19 protein-coding genes are annotated in these 20,470 nt (G+C 39.8%); 9 read left to right on the top strand and 10 right to left on the bottom strand.

From position 1 onward, the window contains the following. The first annotated feature begins 15 nt into the window (after window positions 1–15). Window positions 16–1,527 (top strand): glycerol kinase GlpK, encoded by a 1,512-nt coding sequence (gene glpK / locus QQS40_RS04055; protein WP_128786764.1) that lies wholly within the window; start codon window positions 16–18, stop codon window positions 1,525–1,527. Between the two features lie 344 nt (window positions 1,528–1,871). On the opposite strand, the gene asnA is transcribed toward glpK, so the two are convergent. Beyond that, the gene (gene asnA, locus QQS40_RS04050) at window positions 1,872–2,864 is read right to left on the bottom strand and encodes an aspartate--ammonia ligase (RefSeq protein ID WP_049371941.1); all 993 of its coding nucleotides are present in this window, start codon (window positions 2,862–2,864) and stop codon (window positions 1,872–1,874) included. Between the two features lie 157 nt (window positions 2,865–3,021). Here asnA and asnC point away from each other — a divergent pair, with 157 nt between their 5' ends. Beyond that, entirely contained in the window at window positions 3,022–3,474 is a 453-nt protein-coding gene (gene asnC / locus QQS40_RS04045) for a transcriptional regulator AsnC (protein ID WP_288669103.1), read from the top strand. Between the two features lie 51 nt (window positions 3,475–3,525). On the opposite strand, the gene QQS40_RS04040 is transcribed toward asnC, so the two are convergent. Then, window positions 3,526–4,821: an NAD(P)/FAD-dependent oxidoreductase gene (locus QQS40_RS04040; RefSeq protein WP_329506302.1), complete on the bottom strand. Its 1,296-nt coding sequence runs from the start codon at window positions 4,819–4,821 to the stop codon at window positions 3,526–3,528. Window positions 4,822–5,003: 182 nt separating this feature from the next. On the opposite strand from QQS40_RS04040, the gene QQS40_RS04035 reads away from it, so the two are divergent. Beyond that, window positions 5,004–6,035, top strand: a complete 1,032-nt coding sequence (locus QQS40_RS04035; protein WP_374047774.1) for an extracellular solute-binding protein — start codon at window positions 5,004–5,006, stop codon at window positions 6,033–6,035. Between the two features lie 42 nt (window positions 6,036–6,077). Here QQS40_RS04035 and QQS40_RS04030 read toward each other — a convergent pair whose 3' ends face one another. Then, a complete protein-coding gene (locus QQS40_RS04030) occupies window positions 6,078–6,554 on the bottom strand; it encodes a redoxin family protein (protein ID WP_297568420.1) in 477 nt (158 codons plus the stop codon). A gap of 9 nt (window positions 6,555–6,563) precedes the next feature. Then, the gene (gene msrAB, locus QQS40_RS04025; protein ID WP_329506298.1) at window positions 6,564–7,625 is read right to left on the bottom strand and encodes a bifunctional peptide-methionine (S)-S-oxide reductase MsrA/peptide-methionine (R)-S-oxide reductase MsrB; all 1,062 of its coding nucleotides are present in this window, start codon (window positions 7,623–7,625) and stop codon (window positions 6,564–6,566) included. 112 nt (window positions 7,626–7,737) lie between these two features. Between msrAB and QQS40_RS04020 the strand changes: the two genes are divergently transcribed. The 5 genes from QQS40_RS04020 (at window position 7,738) to fecE (ending at window position 12,325) form a co-directional block, all read left to right on the top strand. After that, window positions 7,738–8,604: a DMT family transporter gene (locus QQS40_RS04020; RefSeq protein WP_329506296.1), complete on the top strand. Its 867-nt coding sequence runs from the start codon at window positions 7,738–7,740 to the stop codon at window positions 8,602–8,604. A gap of 91 nt (window positions 8,605–8,695) precedes the next feature. Beyond that, entirely contained in the window at window positions 8,696–9,586 is an 891-nt protein-coding gene (locus QQS40_RS04015; protein WP_329506294.1) for a Fe(3+) dicitrate ABC transporter substrate-binding protein, read from the top strand. Continuing rightward, window positions 9,586–10,575: an iron-dicitrate ABC transporter permease FecC gene (gene fecC / locus QQS40_RS04010; RefSeq protein WP_007526232.1), complete on the top strand. Its 990-nt coding sequence runs from the start codon at window positions 9,586–9,588 to the stop codon at window positions 10,573–10,575. The genes QQS40_RS04015 and fecC overlap by 1 nt, the downstream gene beginning before the upstream one ends. After that, a complete protein-coding gene (gene fecD, locus QQS40_RS04005; RefSeq protein ID WP_075875608.1) occupies window positions 10,575–11,558 on the top strand; it encodes a Fe(3+) dicitrate ABC transporter permease subunit FecD in 984 nt (327 codons plus the stop codon). Before fecC ends, fecD begins: the two co-directional genes overlap by 1 nt. Continuing rightward, window positions 11,558–12,325, top strand: coding sequence for a Fe(3+) dicitrate ABC transporter ATP-binding protein FecE (fecE, locus tag QQS40_RS04000; RefSeq protein ID WP_075916512.1), 768 nt, complete (start codon window positions 11,558–11,560; stop codon window positions 12,323–12,325). The genes fecD and fecE overlap by 1 nt, the downstream gene beginning before the upstream one ends. Before the next feature lie 180 nt (window positions 12,326–12,505). On the opposite strand, the gene pckA is transcribed toward fecE, so the two are convergent. Next, window positions 12,506–14,122 (bottom strand): phosphoenolpyruvate carboxykinase (ATP), encoded by a 1,617-nt coding sequence (pckA, locus tag QQS40_RS03995; RefSeq protein ID WP_329506284.1) that lies wholly within the window; start codon window positions 14,120–14,122, stop codon window positions 12,506–12,508. A 257-nt stretch (window positions 14,123–14,379) separates the two neighbouring features. Between pckA and QQS40_RS03990 the strand changes: the two genes are divergently transcribed. Further along, window positions 14,380–15,204: an alpha/beta hydrolase gene (locus tag QQS40_RS03990; RefSeq protein WP_329506282.1), complete on the top strand. Its 825-nt coding sequence runs from the start codon at window positions 14,380–14,382 to the stop codon at window positions 15,202–15,204. Between the two features lie 44 nt (window positions 15,205–15,248). Here the strand turns inward: QQS40_RS03990 and hslO are convergent, their stop codons facing one another. The 5 genes from hslO to waaF all read right to left on the bottom strand — a co-directional run bounded on the left by hslO (window position 15,249) and on the right by waaF (window position 20,454). Further along, window positions 15,249–16,115 (bottom strand): Hsp33 family molecular chaperone HslO, encoded by an 867-nt coding sequence (hslO, locus tag QQS40_RS03985; protein ID WP_049381434.1) that lies wholly within the window; start codon window positions 16,113–16,115, stop codon window positions 15,249–15,251. 198 nt (window positions 16,116–16,313) lie between these two features. After that, on the bottom strand, window positions 16,314–17,417 hold the full coding sequence (locus QQS40_RS03980) for a porin (RefSeq protein ID WP_329506280.1): 1,104 nt from the start codon (window positions 17,415–17,417) through the stop codon (window positions 16,314–16,316). A gap of 144 nt (window positions 17,418–17,561) precedes the next feature. Next, the gene (rfaC, locus tag QQS40_RS03975) at window positions 17,562–18,515 is read right to left on the bottom strand and encodes a lipopolysaccharide heptosyltransferase RfaC (RefSeq protein WP_308603223.1); all 954 of its coding nucleotides are present in this window, start codon (window positions 18,513–18,515) and stop codon (window positions 17,562–17,564) included. Then, window positions 18,512–19,417, bottom strand: coding sequence for a DMT family transporter (locus QQS40_RS03970; protein WP_329506276.1), 906 nt, complete (start codon window positions 19,415–19,417; stop codon window positions 18,512–18,514). Before QQS40_RS03970 ends, rfaC begins: the two co-directional genes overlap by 4 nt. Further along, window positions 19,414–20,454 carry a lipopolysaccharide heptosyltransferase II gene (gene waaF / locus QQS40_RS03965; protein ID WP_329506274.1) on the bottom strand — a complete coding sequence of 347 codons (1,041 nt, stop codon included), beginning with the start codon at window positions 20,452–20,454 and terminating at the stop codon, window positions 19,414–19,416. The genes QQS40_RS03970 and waaF overlap by 4 nt, the downstream gene beginning before the upstream one ends. Window positions 20,455–20,470 lie beyond the last annotated feature (16 nt).

The following is a 20,470-nucleotide window of genomic DNA, read 5'->3' as shown; positions in this document are numbered from 1 at the left end:
CTAAGGAATAGAACCATGACAGACAAGAAATACATCATTGCGTTGGACCAAGGTACCACAAGCTCTCGTGCAGTATTATTAGATCACAATGCGAATGTTGTCGAAATCGCTCAACGTGAATTTACACAAATTTATCCACGTGCAGGCTGGGTGGAACATAATCCAATGGAAATTTGGGCAACACAAAGTTCAACATTAAACGAAGTGGTTGCAAAAGCAGGCATTACCTCTGATGAAGTTGCGGCAATTGGTATTACTAACCAACGTGAAACCACCATCGTATGGGAAAAAGCAACCGGTACACCGGTTTATAACGCGATTGTGTGGCAATGTCGTCGTACTGCAGATATTACAGACAAACTTAAAGCGGATGGTCATGAGGAATATATCCGCAACACCACGGGTTTAGTGGTGGACCCCTATTTCTCTGGTACAAAAGTGAAATGGATTTTAGACAATGTAGAAGGCGCTCGCGAAAAAGCGGAACGTGGCGAGCTTTTATTCGGTACTGTAGATACCTGGCTTGTGTGGAAATTAACCCAAGGTCGTGTTCACGTAACGGATTACACCAACGCATCCCGTACCATGTTATTTAACATCCATACGAAAAAATGGGATGACAAAATGTTGGAATTATTAAATATTCCACGCTCTATGTTACCTGAAGTGCGTAATTCTTCTGAAGTGTATGGCCAAACCAACATCGGGGGTAAAGGCGGCGTACGTATTCCAGTTGCAGGTATCGCGGGCGACCAACAAGCGGCACTTTACGGCCATCTATGCACACGCGCAGGCCAAGCGAAAAATACCTATGGTACAGGCTGCTTTATGTTGCTCCACACCGGTGATAAAGCTATTACCTCTAAAAATGGCCTATTAACCACCATCGCTTGTAACGCCAAAGGTGAACCTGAATACGCACTTGAAGGTTCTGTATTTATTGCAGGCGCTTCAATCCAATGGTTACGTGATGAACTCAAAATCGTTCATGACAGCCACGACTCCGAATACTTCGCACAGAAAGTCCCTGATAGCAACGGGGTATATGTTGTTCCAGCCTTCACCGGTTTAGGTGCACCATATTGGGATCCGTATGCACGCGGTGCAATTTTTGGTCTTTCTCGAGGTTCTAACCGTAACCATATTGTACGCGCAACCCTTGAATCTATCGCTTACCAAACTCGTGACGTATTAGAAGCAATGCAATCTGACTCTGGTCAACGCTTACAATATTTACGTGTTGATGGCGGCGCAACCAACAATAGCTTCTTAATGCAATTCCAAGCGGATATTTTAGATGTGAATGTTGAACGACCTGTCGTAAAAGAAGTGACCGCACTTGGTGCAGCTTACCTTGCCGGTCTTGCAGTTGGTTTCTGGAAAGACCTCGATGAACTTCACGACAAAGCACGTGTAGAACGAACTTTTACGCCTGATAACGATGATGAAAAACGTCAACGTCGGTATAAAGGTTGGAAAAAAGCCGTTAAACGCTCATTAGAATGGGCAAAAGAAGATGCGGAATAATCTTTTCTGACTGATAATAAAATGAGATCAAAATTTCTATTTTGATCTCACCTAAAAGCTACACCATTCACTTAAGGACTGACGTCGATATATTAGACGACGTCCTTTTCTTTTGATTTTAATTAAATTGATCGGCCATCATCGCAATTTAGATCACCATTGATTATCGAAACCATTTACTTCTCTATATGCCACAAATGATTCTTTATTCAGTCTCAATTCGATGATAGACGGCTAAATGACCAGCCAAATTTTCAATAAAAGAAACTACTCGCTTAGTTAGCCATTCAGAGATTACTTTACCATCTCTAAATGGCTGCTAGTAGGCTTATATTCGATATTAACTAAAGAATATGTTGGTATTGTTCTAACATCTCTTTTGGCCATACGCTTGATTGCACTTCACCAATGTGTTTTTTGTGAAGCAACAACATTGCCAAGCGAGATTGACCGATACCACCACCGATGGTGAGAGGTAATTTGCCGTTTAATAAATCTTGGTGCCAATCCATTTTTAAGCGATCTTCATCACCGGTTAAGCCAACTTGTAAACGTAATGCGGATTCATCCACACGAATACCCATTGAAGAAAGCTCAAACGCTTTACCTAACTCAGCGTTCCACACCAAAATATCACCGTTTAAGCCTTTGTAGCCGTTTTCAGATTCAGTTGTCCAGTCATCATAGTCTGGTGCACGACCATCATGTGGTTTACCGTCTGATAATTTGCCACCAATACCAATTAAGAACACGGCGCCATATTCTTTACAAATCGCATTTTCACGCTCTTTGCTTGAAAGATCTGGGTAGCGTTTCACTAAATCTTCACTGTGAACGAAGGTGATTTCTTTTGGCAAACTTGATGGGATATCAAAACGCGCTTCTACTGCTAATTCAGTTAAACGGATTGCACGATAGATAGAACGTACCGTTTCTTTTAAATAAGCAAAGTTACGACGACCTTCAGGAATCACTTTTTCCCAGTCCCATTGATCCACATAAACAGAGTGAGTTTGATCCAATGAATCTTCATCTGGACGTAATGCTTTCATGTGCACAAATAAGCCTTCGCCTTCTTTAAAGTGGAAACGTGCTAAAGTGTGACGTTTCCATTTTGCTAATGAGTGAACCACTTCATAAACCGCATTTGGGATGCATTTCACGTTTACTTGAACCGCTTTCTCAATGCCTGATAAGTTATCTTGCATACCATTGCCAACTTCACTCAGGATTGGACCTTGCACTTCAATGATGCCAAGTTGTTCAATTAAATTTTGAGTAAAGGTGTTCTTCACAAAGCTAATTTCTTGTTGTTGTAAAATAAACGTCTTTTTCATATTTATCCTTCTTTTTTATAATAACTGGTAAGATTTGTTGTGTATTATTTAATAAAATTGCAATTTGTTTCAAGTAATTTCTTTACATTGTTTTAAATGTTGAATATTATCAAAAATAAAGAAGATATTTTAAAAAAGATCTAACTGGGGGTGTTTTATGCACAATATCGATACGCTTGATCGACAAATTCTCCGAGTACTGACAAAAGATGCTCGTACACCCTATGCAGAAATGGCCAAAAACTTTGGTGTAAGCCCGGGTACAATTCATGTTCGTGTAGAGAAAATGCGTCAGTCTGGCCTGATTGAAGGGACAAAAGCGATTATTGATGAGCGTAAGTTGGGTTACGATGTGTGTTGCTTTATTGGCATTATTTTGAAAAGTGCAAAAGATTATGAAAAAGTGATTAAAAAGCTAGACACTTTTGATGAAGTGGTGGAAGCCTATTATACCACGGGTAACTATTCGATTTTTATTAAAGTGATGACACATACGATTGCTGAATTACATTCCGTGCTGGCAACTAAAATTCAGCTAATTGATGAAATTCAATCGACGGAAACCTTGATTTCCATGCAAAATCCTATTTTACGAGACATTAAACCTTAAATGTCATCGAAACAATAAAGGCGTGTATTTAACACGCCTTTTGTTTTTTAATTAACGATAACGATCGAGGAATTTGTAATAGAGTACGCCGATCTTGGTGGCTAAGTTTTTAAGATATTTTCCACCATAAAACGAAGGGACTTTCAACCCTTCAAAAATTCTCAAACGTTCGTCATTACCTAAAATTGCTTCTGCAATAATGCGTCCTGCAAGTCCAGTGAGAGCGACACCGTGTCCAGAATAACCTTGTGCAAAGTAAATATGCGGTGAAATACGACCAAAATGCGGGCTTGCGTTCATTGTCATATCAATTGGCCCTGCCCAGCCATAGTCAATTTTGACATTTTCTAACTGTGGGAAAACATGCAACATATTGCCACGCATAATTTGCACCATATCTTTTTCTGAGCTTGAGTCACTACCAAATAACAAACGGTTATCCGCACTCAAGCGATAGTAATCGAGCAAGATATTGTTATCGCAAACAGACATGCCATTGTTGATCACTGAGTCAGCCGTGGCTTGATCTAAAGGTTCGGTCGCAATAATAAAGCTCTCGACCGGTAAAATTTTGCGATTAATACCGTGATGAATGGACTTCGGTAGTGCATCAATATAAGCGTTGGTGGCTAAAATAACGTCTTGAGAAATAACCGCACTTTTATCGGTTTTGACTTCAATGCAGCCTGATTTTTCCACTAAATCCACAACAGGCGATTGTTCATAAATCTGCACGCCTAAATCCAAGCAAGCTTTTGCTAAGCCTAAGCAATAGTTTAATGGGTGTAAGTGGCCTGAGTTGCTATCGTATAAGCCGCCTACATAAATATCGCTGCCTAGATGTTGTTTAAGTTTGGCTTTATCCCAAAGTTGCATTTTGTCATAGCCAAAAGTCGCATGGCTGGCTTTTTCCATTTCAATGAGATCGTCCATACGACGTTCATTTAACGCCAATGTGGCATAACCTTTTTTCCAATCACATTGAATGCCATATTTCGCAATGCGTTCGTCAATAATATCAATGGCTTCTAGCGACATATCCCAAAGTTTTTTCGCTTTATCAAAGCCCACTTGAGCAATATATTCATCAATGCCTTCTTCAAAACCATTGATAGCTTGACCGCCACTTCTGCCGGATGCGCCAAATCCGACTCTCGCACCTTCTAGGACAACCACTTTTTTACCTTTTTCCGCCAATTCAAGCGCTGTAGATAAACCAAAAAACCCCGCACCGATGACACAAACATCCGCCTCTTCTTGTTGAGTGAGAGGCATCAGTTCAAAAGTTTGATTCCGACTGTCAAGATAATAAGATTTGATGTGTTCTTGATGTGCAAATTCGAGCATAATTGATGATTAATTAACATAAAATTGAGATAAAGGAAATCTTACCCTGATAGAAAAATATGTCAAACCTTTTGCAAAAAAGGTGCTATACTCAGAAAGTTTATATAAGTAAACAATTACTTAGGGTTTATTTTGATTGTCCTGAGGAGGTCAATAAATTGAAAAAAAATGCTGTTCAATACATCAAATCACTTTGCCTTTCAGCAGTTGCATTCGCTGCAACCTCTGCAGCACTTGCTGCTGAAAAATTGTATGTTTACAACTGGACTGACTATGTGCCATCCAATTTGGTTGCTGAATTTACCAAAGAAACCGGCATTGAAGTGATTTATTCTACGTTTGAAAGTAATGAAGAAATGTATGCTAAATTGAAACTGACCTCTAGTACAGGTAGTGGTTATGATTTAGTTTTCCCATCAAGCTATTACGTCAATAAAATGGCGAAAGAAAATATGTTACAAGAGCTTGATCACAGCAAATTAAGTAATTTTAAACAAATTCCGGCAAACTTATTAAACAAGGAATTTGATCCAAATAACAAATATTCTTTGCCTTATGTTTATGGCTTAACCGGTATCGGTGTGAATGCGGATGATATTGATCCAAGCAAAATCACCAGCTGGGCTGACTTATGGAACCCTGAATACAAAGGTAAAGTATTATTAACCAGTGATGCGCGTGAAGTGTTCCACATCGCATTAGTCTTGGATGGAAAATCACCAAACACCACGAATGAAGAAGACATTAAAGCGGCTTATGAGCGCTTAGTGAAACTGTTACCAAATGTGGTGACCTTTAACTCCGATTCGCCAGAAGTACCATTTGTACAAGGTGAGGCATCTATTGGGATGTTATGGAATGGTTCGGCTTATTTAGCCCATAAAGAAAATCCAAGTATCCAATTTGTGTATCCAAAAGAAGGCGCGATTTTCTGGATGGATAACTACGCGATTCCCAAAGGTGCGAAAAATACAGAGGGCGCTTATAAATTTATCGACTTCTTACTTCGCCCTGAAAATGCGAAATTAGTGGTTGAAAAAATGGGCTTCTCGATGCCAAATGAAGGCGTGAAAGCATTACTTTCACCTGAAATGGCGAATAACCCAACCTTATTCCCCTCTGCTGAAAATATCGAAAAAGGTATTATGCAAGGCGATGTGGGTGAAGCAGTGGATATTTACGAAAAATATTGGAATAAATTGAAAACCAATTAATAACATCTCAATGAAAGTGTGGTCAAAAATGACCACACTTTTTTATTCCTTCACAAATTGTTTAATTTGATCTGAATTCAAATGACCTGGCTGTGCTTTGATAAGATTTAAATCCTTATCCAACAGCAAATTAAATGGATAACCTAACACATTAGCACGTTTAATAATTTCCCCATTTTCATCCAATAATACCGTAATATTTTTGTAATCCAGACCTTTATACCAATTGATAAATTTTTGACTATTTTGTTCGTTCTTTTGTCCAGGTGAGGCAATCGTAATCACATTAAAATCAAGATTCTTTTCAGCACTGAGATCATCAATTTCCGCTAAGCCTGCTAAGCAAATTGAACACCAAGATGCCCACATTTTAATATAAAGCGGTTTGCCTTGATATTGTGATAAGGTGACGGTTTGGTTATCCAACATCTTCAAGGAAATATCCGCCAAAGACACCTTCTCTTGTGCAAAACTCAATGGACTCAAAAAAAATAAAAGTGCGGTCAATATTTTTCTCATTTTGCCCTCTTATTTCACAAAAGGAATCAAATCACCATAGCCTTGTTTTTCCATTTCATCTAATGGAATAAACTTAATCGATGCGCTGTTGATGCAATAACGCAAACCACCTTTATCACGTGGACCATCGTCAAACACATGACCTAAATGGGCATGACCACTGCGACTTAACACCTCAATACGAGTCATATTAAAGCTAGTATCTTTTTGATATTCAGCGACTTCAGCGGCAATCGGTTTAGTAAAACTTGGCCAACCACAGCCCGATTCAAATTTATCTTTAGAAGAAAATAACGGCTCTCCCGTGGTAATATCCACATAAATACCCGGCGCGAAATTATCCCAATATTCGTTACTAAAAGAGCGTTCGGTATGTTTGCCTTGCGTCACATCATATTGAAGTGCGGTCAATTTTTGCTTTAATTCTGCATCACTTGGTTTTGGGTATTTTTTATCATCAATTAATGGCTCATCGGCTTTTTTGATGTCGATATGACAATAACCATTCGGATTCTTCTTGAGATAATCCTGATGATACTCTTCCGCCTCCACATAATTTTTCAGCGGTTCTACTTCAATTTGAATCGGCGCTTGATATTTACTTTGTAAGGTTTTCAATGCCTCTTCAATAACCGCTTTATCTTGCTCATTTTGATAATAAATGCCGGTGCGATATTGTCTGCCACGATCATTACCTTGTTTGTTAATACTGGTTGGATCGATCACGCGAAAATAATATTGCAGCAATTTATCTAGCGAAATTTTATTTGGATCGTAAGTGACTTTCACCGTTTCCGCATGATCTGTCGCATGCAATAATTGGTAGTTAGTGGTATCACCTTTTCCATTAGCATAGCCCGAAACAGCATCGGTCACGCCTTGAATGCGTTCCATATAAGCTTCTAATCCCCAAAAGCAGCCACCTGCAAGATAAATAATTTGTTGTTCTTGTTTACTTTCCATTGTCATTTTTTGCTCCTTTGATGATTCTGTGTGATCAGCATACGTTAAACTACTTTGCAAACCGCTAAAAAGTGCGGTCAATATGAGAAATGTTTTTGTATATTTCATTTTCTTTCCTTATTATAGAAAATATCTTAAGATTACATTTCATTAGACGAATACAAGCCCATTTTCTTACAAAATAAGGCAATTTTTACCGCACTTTGTGCAAGGAACCCTTATGCCAAACATACATCTCCGCAATAATTATCAAAAAGCTGTTGTTTGTATGGTATTAGCTTACATCAGCATTGCCTTAATGGGCGTATTTGTAAAATACGCCTCTGATGAATTACCGTCCAGTGAAATTTTATTTTCCCGCTTCTTTATTGGTTTTGTGTTTCTCTTACCCTTTTTAATTAAAGATGGAGATTTCAAAGTCGATATGTCCCAATGGAAGTTTCTCGTTTTGCGTAACCTCGCCGGCATAGCCAGTATGTTATTAACCTTCTACGCTATTAAATATTTACCGATTTCCATTGCGATTTTATTGATGAATACCTCCGCGCTTTTTGTGCCTTTACTGCTGTTTTTCTTTAAGGTCAGAACACCATTAAAAGTATTGGCTTGCAGTTTTATGGGTTTTATTGGTGTATCCATCATTATGCTGACCAACGGCTCAATGAATATCAATCCTCTCCATATAGGCTATGCTTTGGGTGCGGCAGTCTTGGCTGCGATGGCATTTATCAGCTTACAAGAGCTCAATAAACACAATTCACCTAAAAATATCGTGTTTTACTTTCACTTATTAGGCTCAATTTTATTGCCGCTCTTTTTCATCGCACAATGGAAAATGCCAACATTACATGGATTTGTATTACTGCTTTTGGTGGGCGGATTCGGGCTTATTTTCCAATTATTACTCACTCGTGCCTTTAAATACGCGCCAGCGAATGTCATTACGCCTTTTGCTTTTACCGGTGTCATTTTTTCCAGTATCTGTGACTGGTTATTCTGGGATAACGTACCAAGCCTAAATTTCTGGATCGGTTCATTAGTTATTATTATTGCCGTCAGTTTACTTGCTAGAATGCGGGCAAAATAGAGAAATCCGACCAAATAGCTAAAATACAACTATTCTCAATAACATTGTTTGAGTGTATAATCCAAATGCTTTTTATTATTGAGGACACAACATGAAAAAATTATTCAAAACTACTTTAGCTTCCGCATTATTGATGGCATCTGCATTTGCTAGTGCTGTGACGATTAAAGATGCAAAGGGCGAATTTACCCTTGATAAAACCCCAAGCCGTGTTGTGGCGTTGGAATATTCTTTTGTGGATGCGTTAGCCCAAGTGGGTGTAAGCCCAGTGGGTGTGGCCGACGATAACAAAGTCGATCGTATTCTGCCGCAAGTACGCGAAAAAATTGCTGCATGGCAATCCGTTGGCACGCGTTCTCAGCCAAGCCTTGAAGTGATTGCTTCTCTCAAACCCGATTTAATTATTGCCGATCCTTCCCGTCACACAGCGGTGTTTGAAGAATTGAAAAAAATTGCGCCAACGGTGATGTTCGATTCTCGTCATGAAAGCTATCAAGAAAACCTTGAAACAGCACAAAAAATTGGTGATTTAGTGGGTCAAAGCGCTGAAATGAAAGCGAAGATCAATGAACATAATGATTACATTGCCAACATTGCAAAAAATCTAGGTGTACAAGGCAAAAAAGCCTCATTTGGTACTTCCCGAGAAGATAAATTTAATATCCAAAATGACAATGGCTATGTGGGTAGTTTCTTAACGACATTAGGTTTTGCCCCAACCAAACTCAATAGCGATCAGGCTTTCGTGGAAATCAACCTTGAACAATTAGTAATGGAAAAACCGGAATACTTGTTCATCGCCCATTATCGTGATGAAAGTATTGCCCGCAAATGGGAAGCTGAGCCACTTTGGAAAGCCATTCCTGCCGTCAAAGCAAACCATGTTTACAGCGTTGACGCCGACATGTGGGCGCGTGGTCGCGGCTTAGAAGCAAGCAAAATTATGGCAAAACAAATTGAAGGTTTCGTGAAACAAAAATAATGATGAAGTCTGCTTTCCGTTGGGGACTTCCCCTTATCATTCTGGCTTTCCTATTATGGGGAAGCCTGTTTTTGTATTATCCCATCGAAATTCGACCGCTTGCAGCGTTACAAGCGTTCCTCCCCGATGGCGATGAAATTGCCAAAATTACGGTAACCGATTTACGCCTACCGCGCGCATTAGTTGGCATGATTTTAGGTGCCAATCTTGCGGTGGCGGGGGCGTTATTACAAACCATTACGCGCAATCCACTAGCCTCGCCTACGCTACTCAGCGTGAACTCGGGAGCCAGTCTTGCCATGGTAACCGCCAGTGCGTTTAGCCCTTTGATTCTTTCTGGTTATAGTATTGCTTTAGTTGCCAGTATCGGTGGTGGTCTGAGTTGGTTTGTAGTGATGCTGATCAGCAACGGATGGAAAGACAACAGTGGAGATCGTAGCCGAGTGATTTTAGCGGGGATTGCCGTATCACTACTGTGTGCAGCTCTGACGAAATTGGTGCTCATTATCGCAGAAGATCATGCCTTCGGTATTATGAGTTGGCTAGCTGGCGGCATTGCACATGCCCGTTGGAATGAATTATTGACGTTATTTCCGTTCTTTATTTTGACCGCACTTTTCTGCCTGTTTTTTGCCAGCCGTTTGAACTTACTCAATTTAAGCGATGAATCCGCTCGTTCACTAGGCATCAATCTCTTCCGTTTACGTTGGTACGCTAACATCATGGCGTTATTGATTGTGGGTTCTAGTGTGAGTGTTGCCGGCCCCGTAGCCTTTATTGGCTTACTCGTGCCCCATCTTGCCCGCTATTGGATTGGTTATGACTTGCGAAAATCGCTCCCCATGGCGATGTTACTCGGCGCAATTTTAATGCTGGCTGCAGATACCATTGCCCGCGCGGTCAACTTCCCTAGCGAAGTGCCTGCCGGTGCGGTGCTTGCCTTAATCGGTGCACCAGTCTTTGTATTATTTGCCAGAGGAAGACACTAATGCGAGCTTCTCATGTATCTTTTCGCGCTATCGGCTTTTATGTCGTCACGCTTAGTCTAATGGTACTACTCTTTGGGTTGAGTATTCGCCTTGGCACTTATACGCTTTCCTTTGAGGAAATTTGGGCGGCCTTTCAGCCTGATGATAAAAACTATTTTACCTTGATGGAATATCGCCTACCCCGTGCGGTATTAGCGATTTTATTAGGCGGCGCCTTAGCGATTTCTGGTGTGCTCGTACAAAGCGTGGTGCGTAATCCACTTGCCTCTCCCGATATTTTGGGGATTAACAATGCAGCGGGGTTAATTGCTGTTTCGGTATTGATGTTCTTGCCAAACTTAGCATTTTACTGGATGCCGATTTTTGCCTTTTTAGGTGGTGTGCTATCTTTTGTTATTTTATGGATCGTATGCGGCTTTAACTTCCGCCCTATCAAAATGGCAATCATTGGAGTTGCACTTTCCGCATTGTGGGCAGCCATTAGTCATTATTTGATGCTTACCAATCCGGTCGAGATCAACACGGCTATGTTATGGCTCACAGGAAGCCTGTGGGGGCGCAGCTGGTCTTATTTGAATGTGGTATTGCCATGGTTAGTAGTATTACTGCCCTTGCCATTTATTTTCTGTCACGATCTAGATACCCTTGGTTTAGGTGAAAACAAAGCCTCCACCTTGGGCGTAACCGTAAATAAAGTGCAAATTAGCGTTTTAGTGTTAGCGGTAGCCCTTTCCACTACAGCTGTGGCAATTTGTGGTCCAATTGCCTTTTTAGGATTAGTTGCTCCGCATCTTGCTCGTCGTTTAGTCGGTGGCAGACATCGCACCCTATTACCGGCGGCCTTGATTATTGGCGCCCTCTTATTACAACTTTCGGATATTTTGGCGCGGGTGATTGACCCACCAACTGAACTCCCCGCGGGCATTCTGACTGCAATTATCGGTGCGCCATATTTCTTCTACTTATTGATGAGAACTAAATAATGAGCATTGAAATCAATAATTTATCTTTAGGTTATCAAGATAAACTCGTGGTTAAAAATCTGTCGCTAAAATTCCCGAAAAATAAAGTGATTGCATTAATCGGCCCAAATGGTTGCTGTAAGTCCACCACATTAAAAGCGGTGGCTCGCTTGCTCAAACCGAAGCAAGGCTCAATCACTCATAAAGGTCAGGATATTTGGCAAAAAAGCCCTAAAGAATATGCCCAAGAATTGGCTTTTCTCCCGCAGCAACACTTGGTACCCGAAGGGATTAAAGTGCGGGAATTGATCGCCTACGGGCGTTCGCCTTACTTAAATCTCTGGGGCAAACTCAGCCAAAAAGATGAAGAATTGGTCACTTGGGCGATGGATCAAACACAAACTGCTGAACTTGCCGAACAGTTGGTTTCTGATTTATCTGGTGGTCAGCAACAACGCGTCTTCTTAGCCATGACTCTTGCGCAAGATGCTGAATTAGTGCTACTCGATGAGCCTACCACTTATCTGGATTTAAACCGCCAAGCTGAACTCATGGGCATGATGCGACAAATGCAACAAAACGGAAAAACCGTGATTACGGTGTTACATGACCTCAACCAAGCCTGCCGCTATTGCGATCACTTAATCGTCATGAAAAAAGGTGCAGTAATGGCACAAGGCACACCTGATGAAGTCATGACCGAAGAGTTGCTGAAGGATGTGTTTGATTTAGATGTCATTATTCATCGTGATCCTATCAGCAATACACCAATGTTTATTTTGAAATAACCTACTATCACTTCTCTAAATATAAAGCTTTATTGTAGGGTAGTAACAATATTGGTCTCTTCTCACCATATCAGAAAATATCATTCACATAAAAAATTAATATAAAAAACCGCGCTTTGATTTAAAAACCAAAGTGCGGTTATTTTTAGAAATGTTTAATTAGATAACTATATTCTCTAATTAAGCTTTTGGACCTGCTGCGATAAGCGCTTTACCTTCTGCGTTAGTCGCATATTTTTCGAAGTTTTTCACGAAACGTCCTGCAAGGTCTTTCGCTTTCGCTTCCCATTGTGCTTTATCCGCATAAGTATCACGTGGGTCTAAGATCGCAGAATCTACACCAGGTAATGCTTTTGGAATCGCTAAATTAAAGATTGGTAATTCGCCCATTTCTGCTTTTTCGATAGAACCATCTAAGATTGCATCGATAATACCACGAGTATCTTTGATTGAGATACGTTTACCTGTACCATTCCAACCTGTATTAACTAAATATGCTTCTGCACCGGCAGCTTGCATACGTTTAACTAACACTTGAGCATATTGTGTTGGGTGGAGAGTTAAGAACGCTGCACCAAAACATGCTGAGAAGGTTGGAGTTGGTTCAGTAATACCACGTTCTGTACCGGCTAATTTAGCGGTAAAACCCGATAAGAAGTAGTATTTGGTTTGCTCTGGTGTCAATTTAGACACTGGCGGTAATACACCGAATGCATCCGCAGTTAAGAAAATGACTTTCGTTGCGTGACCTGCGCGAGACACTGGTTTAACAATATTATCAATGTGATAAATTGGGTAAGACACACGAGTATTTTCAGTTTTAGAACCGTCATCAAAATCAACTGAACCGTCAGCACGAACAACGACGTTTTCTAATAATGCATCGCGGCGGATTGCACGATAAATATCCGGCTCATTTTCTTCTGAAAGATGGATAGTTTTCGCATAGCAACCACCTTCAAAGTTGAAGATACCTACATCATCCCAACCGTGCTCATCGTCACCGATTAATTCACGTTTTGGATCGGTAGAAAGTGTGGTTTTACCTGTACCTGATAAACCGAAGAATATTGCTACATCACCGTCTTTACCTACGTTAGCAGAACAGTGCATTGCACCTACACCTTTAAGTGGTAGGAAGTAGTTCATCATGGAGAACATACCTTTCTTCATTTCACCACCGTACCAAGTACCACCAATTAATTGAATGCGTTCAGTTAAATTGAATGCGACAAAGTTTTCAGAGTTCAAACCTTGTTCTTTCCAATTCGGGTTAGTGCATTTAGAGCCGTTCATGACCACGAAATCTGGTTTAAAGGTTTTTAATTGTTCTTCTGTCGGACGAATGAACATATTTTTCACAAAGTGTGCTTGCCATGCTACTTCCGTCACAATACGAACCGCAATACGGTCTTTTTCACTTGCGCCACAGAAACCATCAACCACGAACAAACGTTTGCCAGAAAGTTGTTTAGTCACAAGGCCTTTCAAGCTTGACCAAGTTTCTTGAGTCATTGGTTTGTTATCGTTTTTCGCCACATCAGAAGTCCACCATACGGTATCTTTTGTAGTATCATCTAAAACGATATACTTATCTTTCGGTGAACGACCGGTAAAGATCCCTGTATCAACAGCCACCGCGCCAGTTGTGGTAAGTGTACCTTTTTCAAAACCTTCTAAACCTGGTTTCGTTTCTTCTTCAAAAAGTTGTTCATAACTTGGGTTATAAACCACTTCTTTTACGTCATGAATACCAATGGCTTCAAGTTCTTTAATTACATTTTTAATGTCAGTCATAGTTCACCTCTTGATTAAAGTTTAAAAATTTTTCCTGTGGCTATTGTAGGGGAATTACCCCAAAAAAAATGTTAACTAGATCAAATTTTTGAACATTCATTGAAAATTTCTACCTATTTTTAGGGTGTTTTGGGGAGCCAAGATGAAGTGCGGTTGATTTCACCTTTACTTTTACTATATAGTGATAACCATTCTCAAATTAATACCAGATAACCATGTTCTCATTTCTGTGTTTACCTTTTTTATTTTTTCTGCTGATGTTTACACAAAGCACGCAAGCTGAACCCGATTTTAAAATTCCACCTATTCAAGAAAGCATGAAAAAAATGTATCAAATTCAAGAAAAAGATTTTACTTTTGAAGGCAAGCATTACCGTTTGTTTATTGCAGTTCCACCAAAAACGTCGAAAAAACTGACCGCACTTTATACGCTAGATGGTAACGCTCAATTTCCAATCGCAGTGAATGCGGTCAATCCTAACAAACCTCTCCCTCTTATTGTCGGTATCGGTTATGTATCTGATAAAGCTTACGCCATTGAGGAACGTACAAGAGACTACACGTTTCCGGCTGAAGGTGCTGAATTTGCCAAAGGAGGGAAAGCTGCCGATTTTTTACGTTTTATTCAAGAAGATGTTAAACCTTACATTGAGCAGCATTTCAATATAAATAAAGAAAAACAATATTTCTTTGGTCATTCTTTTGGGGGATTATTTGGATTGTATGTGCTCTTCCATCAACCGGATTTATTTCAACATTACACCTTGGCAAGCCCTTCCCTTTGGTGGGGAAATGGCTCATTTTTGCCTCAAAATGAACCTTGGGTTAGCCAAAAACCATCACATATTCTAATTACATTAGGCTCTTACGAAGAATACCCTGAACAAGATCCAAATATCACTGAAGAACAATTACAGCGTATTAATCAACGGAAACAAATGCGAACAATCAATGCGCATCAACTGGCGGGAATATTGGAAAAACAAGGAAATTCCGTGGCGTTTATTTCCATTCCCAATAAAAACCACGGTGGCTCAATTCCTGACGCAATCAAACATTGCTTGGAACAAGTGCAACAATAAAACATCCATAAAAAAATGCCCGTTATCATGAACGGGGATTTTTCTTATTGTGCTTGTTTGAGTTTATTGATTGCTTCTTTATTGAAGAAGTAATGCGTGCCACAACATTCACACTGCATATCAATGCTGCCTTTATGCTCTTCTAAGATTTCCTCAATTTCAGCTTCTGGAATCAGTAATAATGCTGCCCCTGAACGCTCAGGTGAGCAACCACAGAAGAAAGAAACTGATTGTGGTTCAAAAACTTCCACCACTTCTTCGTGATATAAGCGATAAAGCAATTCTTCTGCGGGTAATCCAAATAACTCCTCATCTTTTACGGTTGCAGCTAACGTAGTTAAATGCTCAAAATCCTCTGGTGTACCTTGGCCATCTGGCATAATCTGTAGCAACATTCCTGCAGCAACTGGTTTGCCTTCATATTCACCCGTGCGAATAATAAGCTGAGTTTGTAATTGTTCTGAACGAACAAAATAGTCTTCTAAACATTCCGTAATCGTTGGTTTATCTAAACCGATAACGCCTTGATACCGCTCACCTTCAGTTGGAGCAATCGTAATCACTAATACGCCTTTGCCGATCATATCATGAAGGCTCATACCGTCTTGAATATCGCCTTGTACACGTGCTAATGCACGGATCTGTTGTTGGTCATTACCATTTACTAAAGCTAATTTTAATGGACCATCACCTTGAATTTGAACAGTAATATTACCGTTAAATTTTAATGTTGCAGTCAATAAATTAGTCGCCACCATCATCTCACCTAATAAGTTTTGTACCGCTTTTGGATAATGATGAGTATTCAACGTATCAGTAAAAGTTTGATTTAATCGCACCCATTCACCACGCACGGCACGGTTTTGGAAAAGGTAGCGGTAAAGTTTGTCATTGTCTTGAGTGTAATTCATTATTTGTTCCTATTTATTCTTTGAGTAAAAAGCGCGGTCAATTTTTCGAATAAATCGTAAACATTCAAAAAAGATGTCATTTTGTTACCGCACTTTGCGCCTGAGCAGTATTATGGGGGTGAAAATCAAAATTACAAGCCAAAAAGAAAAGCGGATAGCTTTCACTATCCGCTCGTTTTATAAGATTAAACTGATAAATTACCAGTATGCACGTAGACCGATAACAGTTTTGAAATCACGGCTACGATCTTTTGCATCATTTTCGTATTTAGTACGAGTTGCTTGCCATTCAATAAATGGTTTAACTTTTAATGAACCTTGATTATACACATAGTATTCAGTACCCACTAAGAATTGGCGATCTGTTGATTTGGAATATGCAGAACCCACAGGTAACGTTTTCTCAGTTTTATAAGAATACATTGCATATACGTTCCAGTCTTCATTTAAACCTTGGCGAATTACTGCGGTTACTTCATTATTTTTTACCTTGTTACCTGCGCCATCTTTATTTTTAGTATCTTTGTGAGCAAAGTCTAAACCATAAGTAGTGTGAACAAAGTTATAGGCTAAGCCTAAAGCATAAGCATTGCTGTAGTATGCTGTTTTGTCAGCATTTTCAGAAATTTCACGAGTGAAACCTGCTGCGACAGTTACATTTTGGATACTATCAATTTCATGATCAAAGATAAGACCTGTACCCCAAGTGTTTTTACGGTTATTTTTTAAATCTACGTTTTTGATGTCACGTTTGCTTGAACCGCCATAGTACGCACCAAATTTAACTTTGTTATCACCATAATTACCATTGTACACGTATTGAGTTACACGACGTGCAGAACTATCTAATAAGCCATCAGACAAGCTGTAAGTATTTGCTAAGTCAGTTTGTTTTACTTCATCAGTAATAGTTGTCATATTACCGTAAGTTAACTCACCGAATTTTTTATGTCCAAAACCAGCATAAAGTTGGTGAGTATAAACATGGTCAAAATCATGTTGTGAAGGTGCTTCACCACGCATACGCCATTCAGCACGGCCTAAAGCGTAGAAATCTCCACCTAAGCTTTGTTTTAATTTGAAACCGAAACGTGAGCCGTTGTTATCAACTGCGTGATTGATGTGCTCTTTAGTTACATCACCGTTTACATAGTTAGTTTTGTTAGAGGTGCTTTCCCATTTAACACGTAAAGAACCATAAAAGTCCACATCAGTTCCCGTTTGGTCAATATGGAAGTTATATGCTTGCGCAGAACCTGTTGCGAATGCTGCGACAGATAAAGCAAGAAGAGCTTTTTTCATAACGCTTTCCTTATGATTTAATAAAAAATTTGAACTTTTCCCAGTTTATACACTACAACTCCAGAGGTCAACCTTAAATCTAGACAACTATCGGAAAATAAACAACATTTTGACTAAATTTAATCCAGATAAATACACATTCAATTATTTAATTAATAAATTAAGAGTAGAAAATACTTGGTCTGAAGTAATATTTTCCATTGAGTTTGAAGTTAAATAATGTTGATTTTTACCATAACAGCCAATTAAGGTCGGATCAGTTGCGCCATAAAGCGTAATATTCGGTTTATCCAATGCAGCAGTTAAATGAGCAAGCCCTGTATCCACAGATACCACCGCTTTCGCATTAGCAATTTGGTCAGCTAATTCATTTAATGAAAGTCTAGGTAAAACGACCACATGAGATAAACCTGTGGCTAATCGCTCTGCTCTTGCCTTTTCTTTTTCATTTCCCCAAGGTAAACGCACTTGAACTGAAAGTGCGGTCAGTTTTTCGATTAAATTTCGCCATTCAGGTTCTGGCCAATGCTTTTCATCTCTAGTCGTAGAATGAAAAAAGATCACATAAGGTTCGATAGAATCTGCGGAAATAAAATGACGCGCAATGCCATAATCCCCTTTCTCTTTAGGTAATGGATAAGATAAGGCTTGTGCAAAAAGTTGACGAATACGTTCTACGGCATGTTGTTGATAAGAAATCGCATATTTTTTATCGTAAAACAAGGAAGCTATCGGCTCACGAATACTTTTTCGGTCATAGCCATGCTTGACGCCATTAGCTAAGCGTGTCGCAAAAAAAGCGCTCTTAAAAAGCCCTTGCGCATCAATCACGGCATCATATTGATTGGCTTGTAATAACGTGCGGTAAGATTTCCATTCGTTTTTTGTTTGAGCTGAAAAAGGCGATTTTCGCCAACGTCTTAACGCGATTGGAATGATTTGATTCACTGCTGGATGCCAACGTGGGATTTCGGCAAAATTCTCCTCCACCACCCAATCAATAGAGAGATTAGAAATAGCATGCTGCGCATCAGTCAATGCCGGCAAAGTATGAATCACATCCCCCATAGAGGAAGTCTTAATCACACATACTTTCATTTAATTAACCTTCTTCCCCAGTGCATAATCCCAAGCCCAGATACGGCTAAAATACCGCCAATAATTAAGGAGGAATCCACTTGTTCATTCAACCAAACGGCTGAAAATAAAATGCCTAAAATAGGTACAAGAATAATGTAAGCCGAGGCATTGCCTGCCCCTAAGTATTTCACCCCATCAAAATACCATGCATAGGCTAATACCGTTGCACCAAATGCAAGACCAAGTAAACTAAACCATTGTGGTCCATTTAATTGAAGTACGGTTGCCCAATCTTCTGCATTTTCCGTCCATAACGCTGCCAACGTCAGCATGAAGAAACCAAAAGTGGAAGAAATTGTGGTCGCGGTAAGGGAATCTATTCCAATTAATACCTTACGCGCCAACAAAGTATAAGCAACCCAGCAAACTAAAGCACAAAGCAATAACATTTGACCGAATCCAAAATTTTGTAAGAGATTAGTTGGATTCCCTTTTGTCATGGCTAATAGGGAACCGCTAATTGCAATAATCATGCCTAATACAACCCAGCGATTCCATTTTTCTTTAAATAGTAAAATAGCAAAAAACATCGTAAAGACTGGATTCGAAGCAACCACCATCGTTCCTTGTCCTGCAGGCACGTATTTCAAGCCCCAAATAAAGAAAGTCGAATAACCAAAAATCCCAAGCAAAGCCGTTAATAATAATCCAAACCATTGGTTAGGACGAAGCTTTCTCACATAAATAAAGCGATTAGCCACATACAACCAAATCAACAATGGAATAATCGCGAACAAAAATCGTAAACTTGAAGCCACAAATGTCGGCATGGCTTGGGCAACCACTCGTCCCCAAGGCCAAGAGGCGCCCCATAAAATCACCATTCCAATTAATTGTAAGTGTATGCGGAGAGGGTTCATTTTGCTAATAATGCCTCTAATTTTTCTAATGCTATGTCCGGCGTAATATCAATCAAGCTTTGATGATAACCGCCCTCTTTATCGCCTTTACGGACTTTAATCAATCCACCTTCAATTAAACGAATAATCACGGCTTTATCAGATAATGGTGGTGTATAAGTTGGGCTCGTTGGACCATAAAGCGCAACCAATGGACGGTCCGTTGCTGCAGCAATATGCATTAACCCACTGTCATTGCTCACTACTGCTGTACAGTGAGCAATTAAATCCACAGCCTGATTCAGATTAGTTTGTCCCGCTAAATTTAAACAAAATGGTTGTTGTTCAACAGGCAATGCATTGCGAATTTGTTCGCTGGCTTCTACGTCTTTCGGTGAACCAAACAATTCCACTGCATAGCCTTTTTCAATGAGCATTTCGGCCAATTTCGCATAATGGTAGTGAGGCCAACGTTTAGCTGGACCAAATTCAGCTCCAGGACAAAAACCAATAATCGGACGTTCGCCTAAAAGTGCGGTCTGTTTTTCAAAGTTTTTTAAGGTTTCTGCTTGTTGAGTGGGATCAACGGTTAAATAAGGTTTTAGAACAGGAATATCAGCCGCTTTCGGTACCGCATTTTGCTCAAAGGCCAACGCGACATAACGTTGCACCATCATCGGGTAATCCCGTTTATGATTGCGTAAATCGTTAAGCAAGAAATAACGGCTCTCCCCTTTCCAGCCTCGACGTACCGCAATTTTTGCAAAGGCGGGAATAAAAGCTGACTTCAAGGAGTTTGGTAATATGATTGCCATATCATATTGATTGCGCAATGCCTTACCTAAACGATAACGTTCACACAAGGCAAACTTGCCGTGTCCAAGCGGCATTTCAATAGCATGACGCACTTCTGGCATACGGGCTAAAAGCGGTTTACACCAATTGGGTGCCATCACATCAATTTGGCAATTTGGATATTGCTGTTTGAGTTGTTGATACAAACTGTGCGACATCATCATATCGCCGACCCAAGATGGGCCAATAATTAGAATATTCATTTTCTGTCTTTCAGAT

Origin of the sequence: Haemophilus parainfluenzae, assembly GCF_036288925.1 — a bacterium.
Lineage (GTDB): Bacteria > Pseudomonadota > Gammaproteobacteria > Enterobacterales > Pasteurellaceae > Haemophilus_D.
The sequence above is the reverse complement of the archived record's forward strand: the minus strand, read 5'-3'. Positions and strand labels throughout refer to the sequence as shown.

Bases quoted from the DNA above. Each gene is read 5' to 3' on its own strand.
- QQS40_RS04040 (WP_329506302.1), bottom strand. From the start codon at position 4,821: ATGCTCGAATTTGCACATCAAGAACACATCAAATCTTATTATCTTGAC.
- glpK (WP_128786764.1), top strand. From the start codon at position 16: ATGACAGACAAGAAATACATCATTGCGTTGGACCAAGGTACCACAAGC.
- pckA (WP_329506284.1), bottom strand. From the start codon at position 14,122: ATGACTGACATTAAAAATGTAATTAAAGAACTTGAAGCCATTGGTATT.
- asnC (WP_288669103.1), top strand. From the start codon at position 3,022: ATGCACAATATCGATACGCTTGATCGACAAATTCTCCGAGTACTGACA.
- fecC (WP_007526232.1), top strand. From the start codon at position 9,586: ATGATGAAGTCTGCTTTCCGTTGGGGACTTCCCCTTATCATTCTGGCT.
- hslO (WP_049381434.1), bottom strand. From the start codon at position 16,115: ATGAATTACACTCAAGACAATGACAAACTTTACCGCTACCTTTTCCAA.
- QQS40_RS03970 (WP_329506276.1), bottom strand. From the start codon at position 19,417: ATGAACCCTCTCCGCATACACTTACAATTAATTGGAATGGTGATTTTA.
- rfaC (WP_308603223.1), bottom strand. From the start codon at position 18,515: ATGAAAGTATGTGTGATTAAGACTTCCTCTATGGGGGATGTGATTCAT.
- QQS40_RS03980 (WP_329506280.1), bottom strand. From the start codon at position 17,417: ATGAAAAAAGCTCTTCTTGCTTTATCTGTCGCAGCATTCGCAACAGGT.
- fecE (WP_075916512.1), top strand. From the start codon at position 11,558: ATGAGCATTGAAATCAATAATTTATCTTTAGGTTATCAAGATAAACTC.
- QQS40_RS03990 (WP_329506282.1), top strand. From the start codon at position 14,380: ATGTTTACACAAAGCACGCAAGCTGAACCCGATTTTAAAATTCCACCT.
- QQS40_RS04020 (WP_329506296.1), top strand. From the start codon at position 7,738: ATGCCAAACATACATCTCCGCAATAATTATCAAAAAGCTGTTGTTTGT.
- asnA (WP_049371941.1), bottom strand. From the start codon at position 2,864: ATGAAAAAGACGTTTATTTTACAACAACAAGAAATTAGCTTTGTGAAG.
- QQS40_RS04015 (WP_329506294.1), top strand. From the start codon at position 8,696: ATGAAAAAATTATTCAAAACTACTTTAGCTTCCGCATTATTGATGGCA.
- msrAB (WP_329506298.1), bottom strand. From the start codon at position 7,625: ATGAAATATACAAAAACATTTCTCATATTGACCGCACTTTTTAGCGGT.
- QQS40_RS04030 (WP_297568420.1), bottom strand. From the start codon at position 6,554: ATGAGAAAAATATTGACCGCACTTTTATTTTTTTTGAGTCCATTGAGT.
- waaF (WP_329506274.1), bottom strand. From the start codon at position 20,454: ATGAATATTCTAATTATTGGCCCATCTTGGGTCGGCGATATGATGATG.
- fecD (WP_075875608.1), top strand. From the start codon at position 10,575: ATGCGAGCTTCTCATGTATCTTTTCGCGCTATCGGCTTTTATGTCGTC.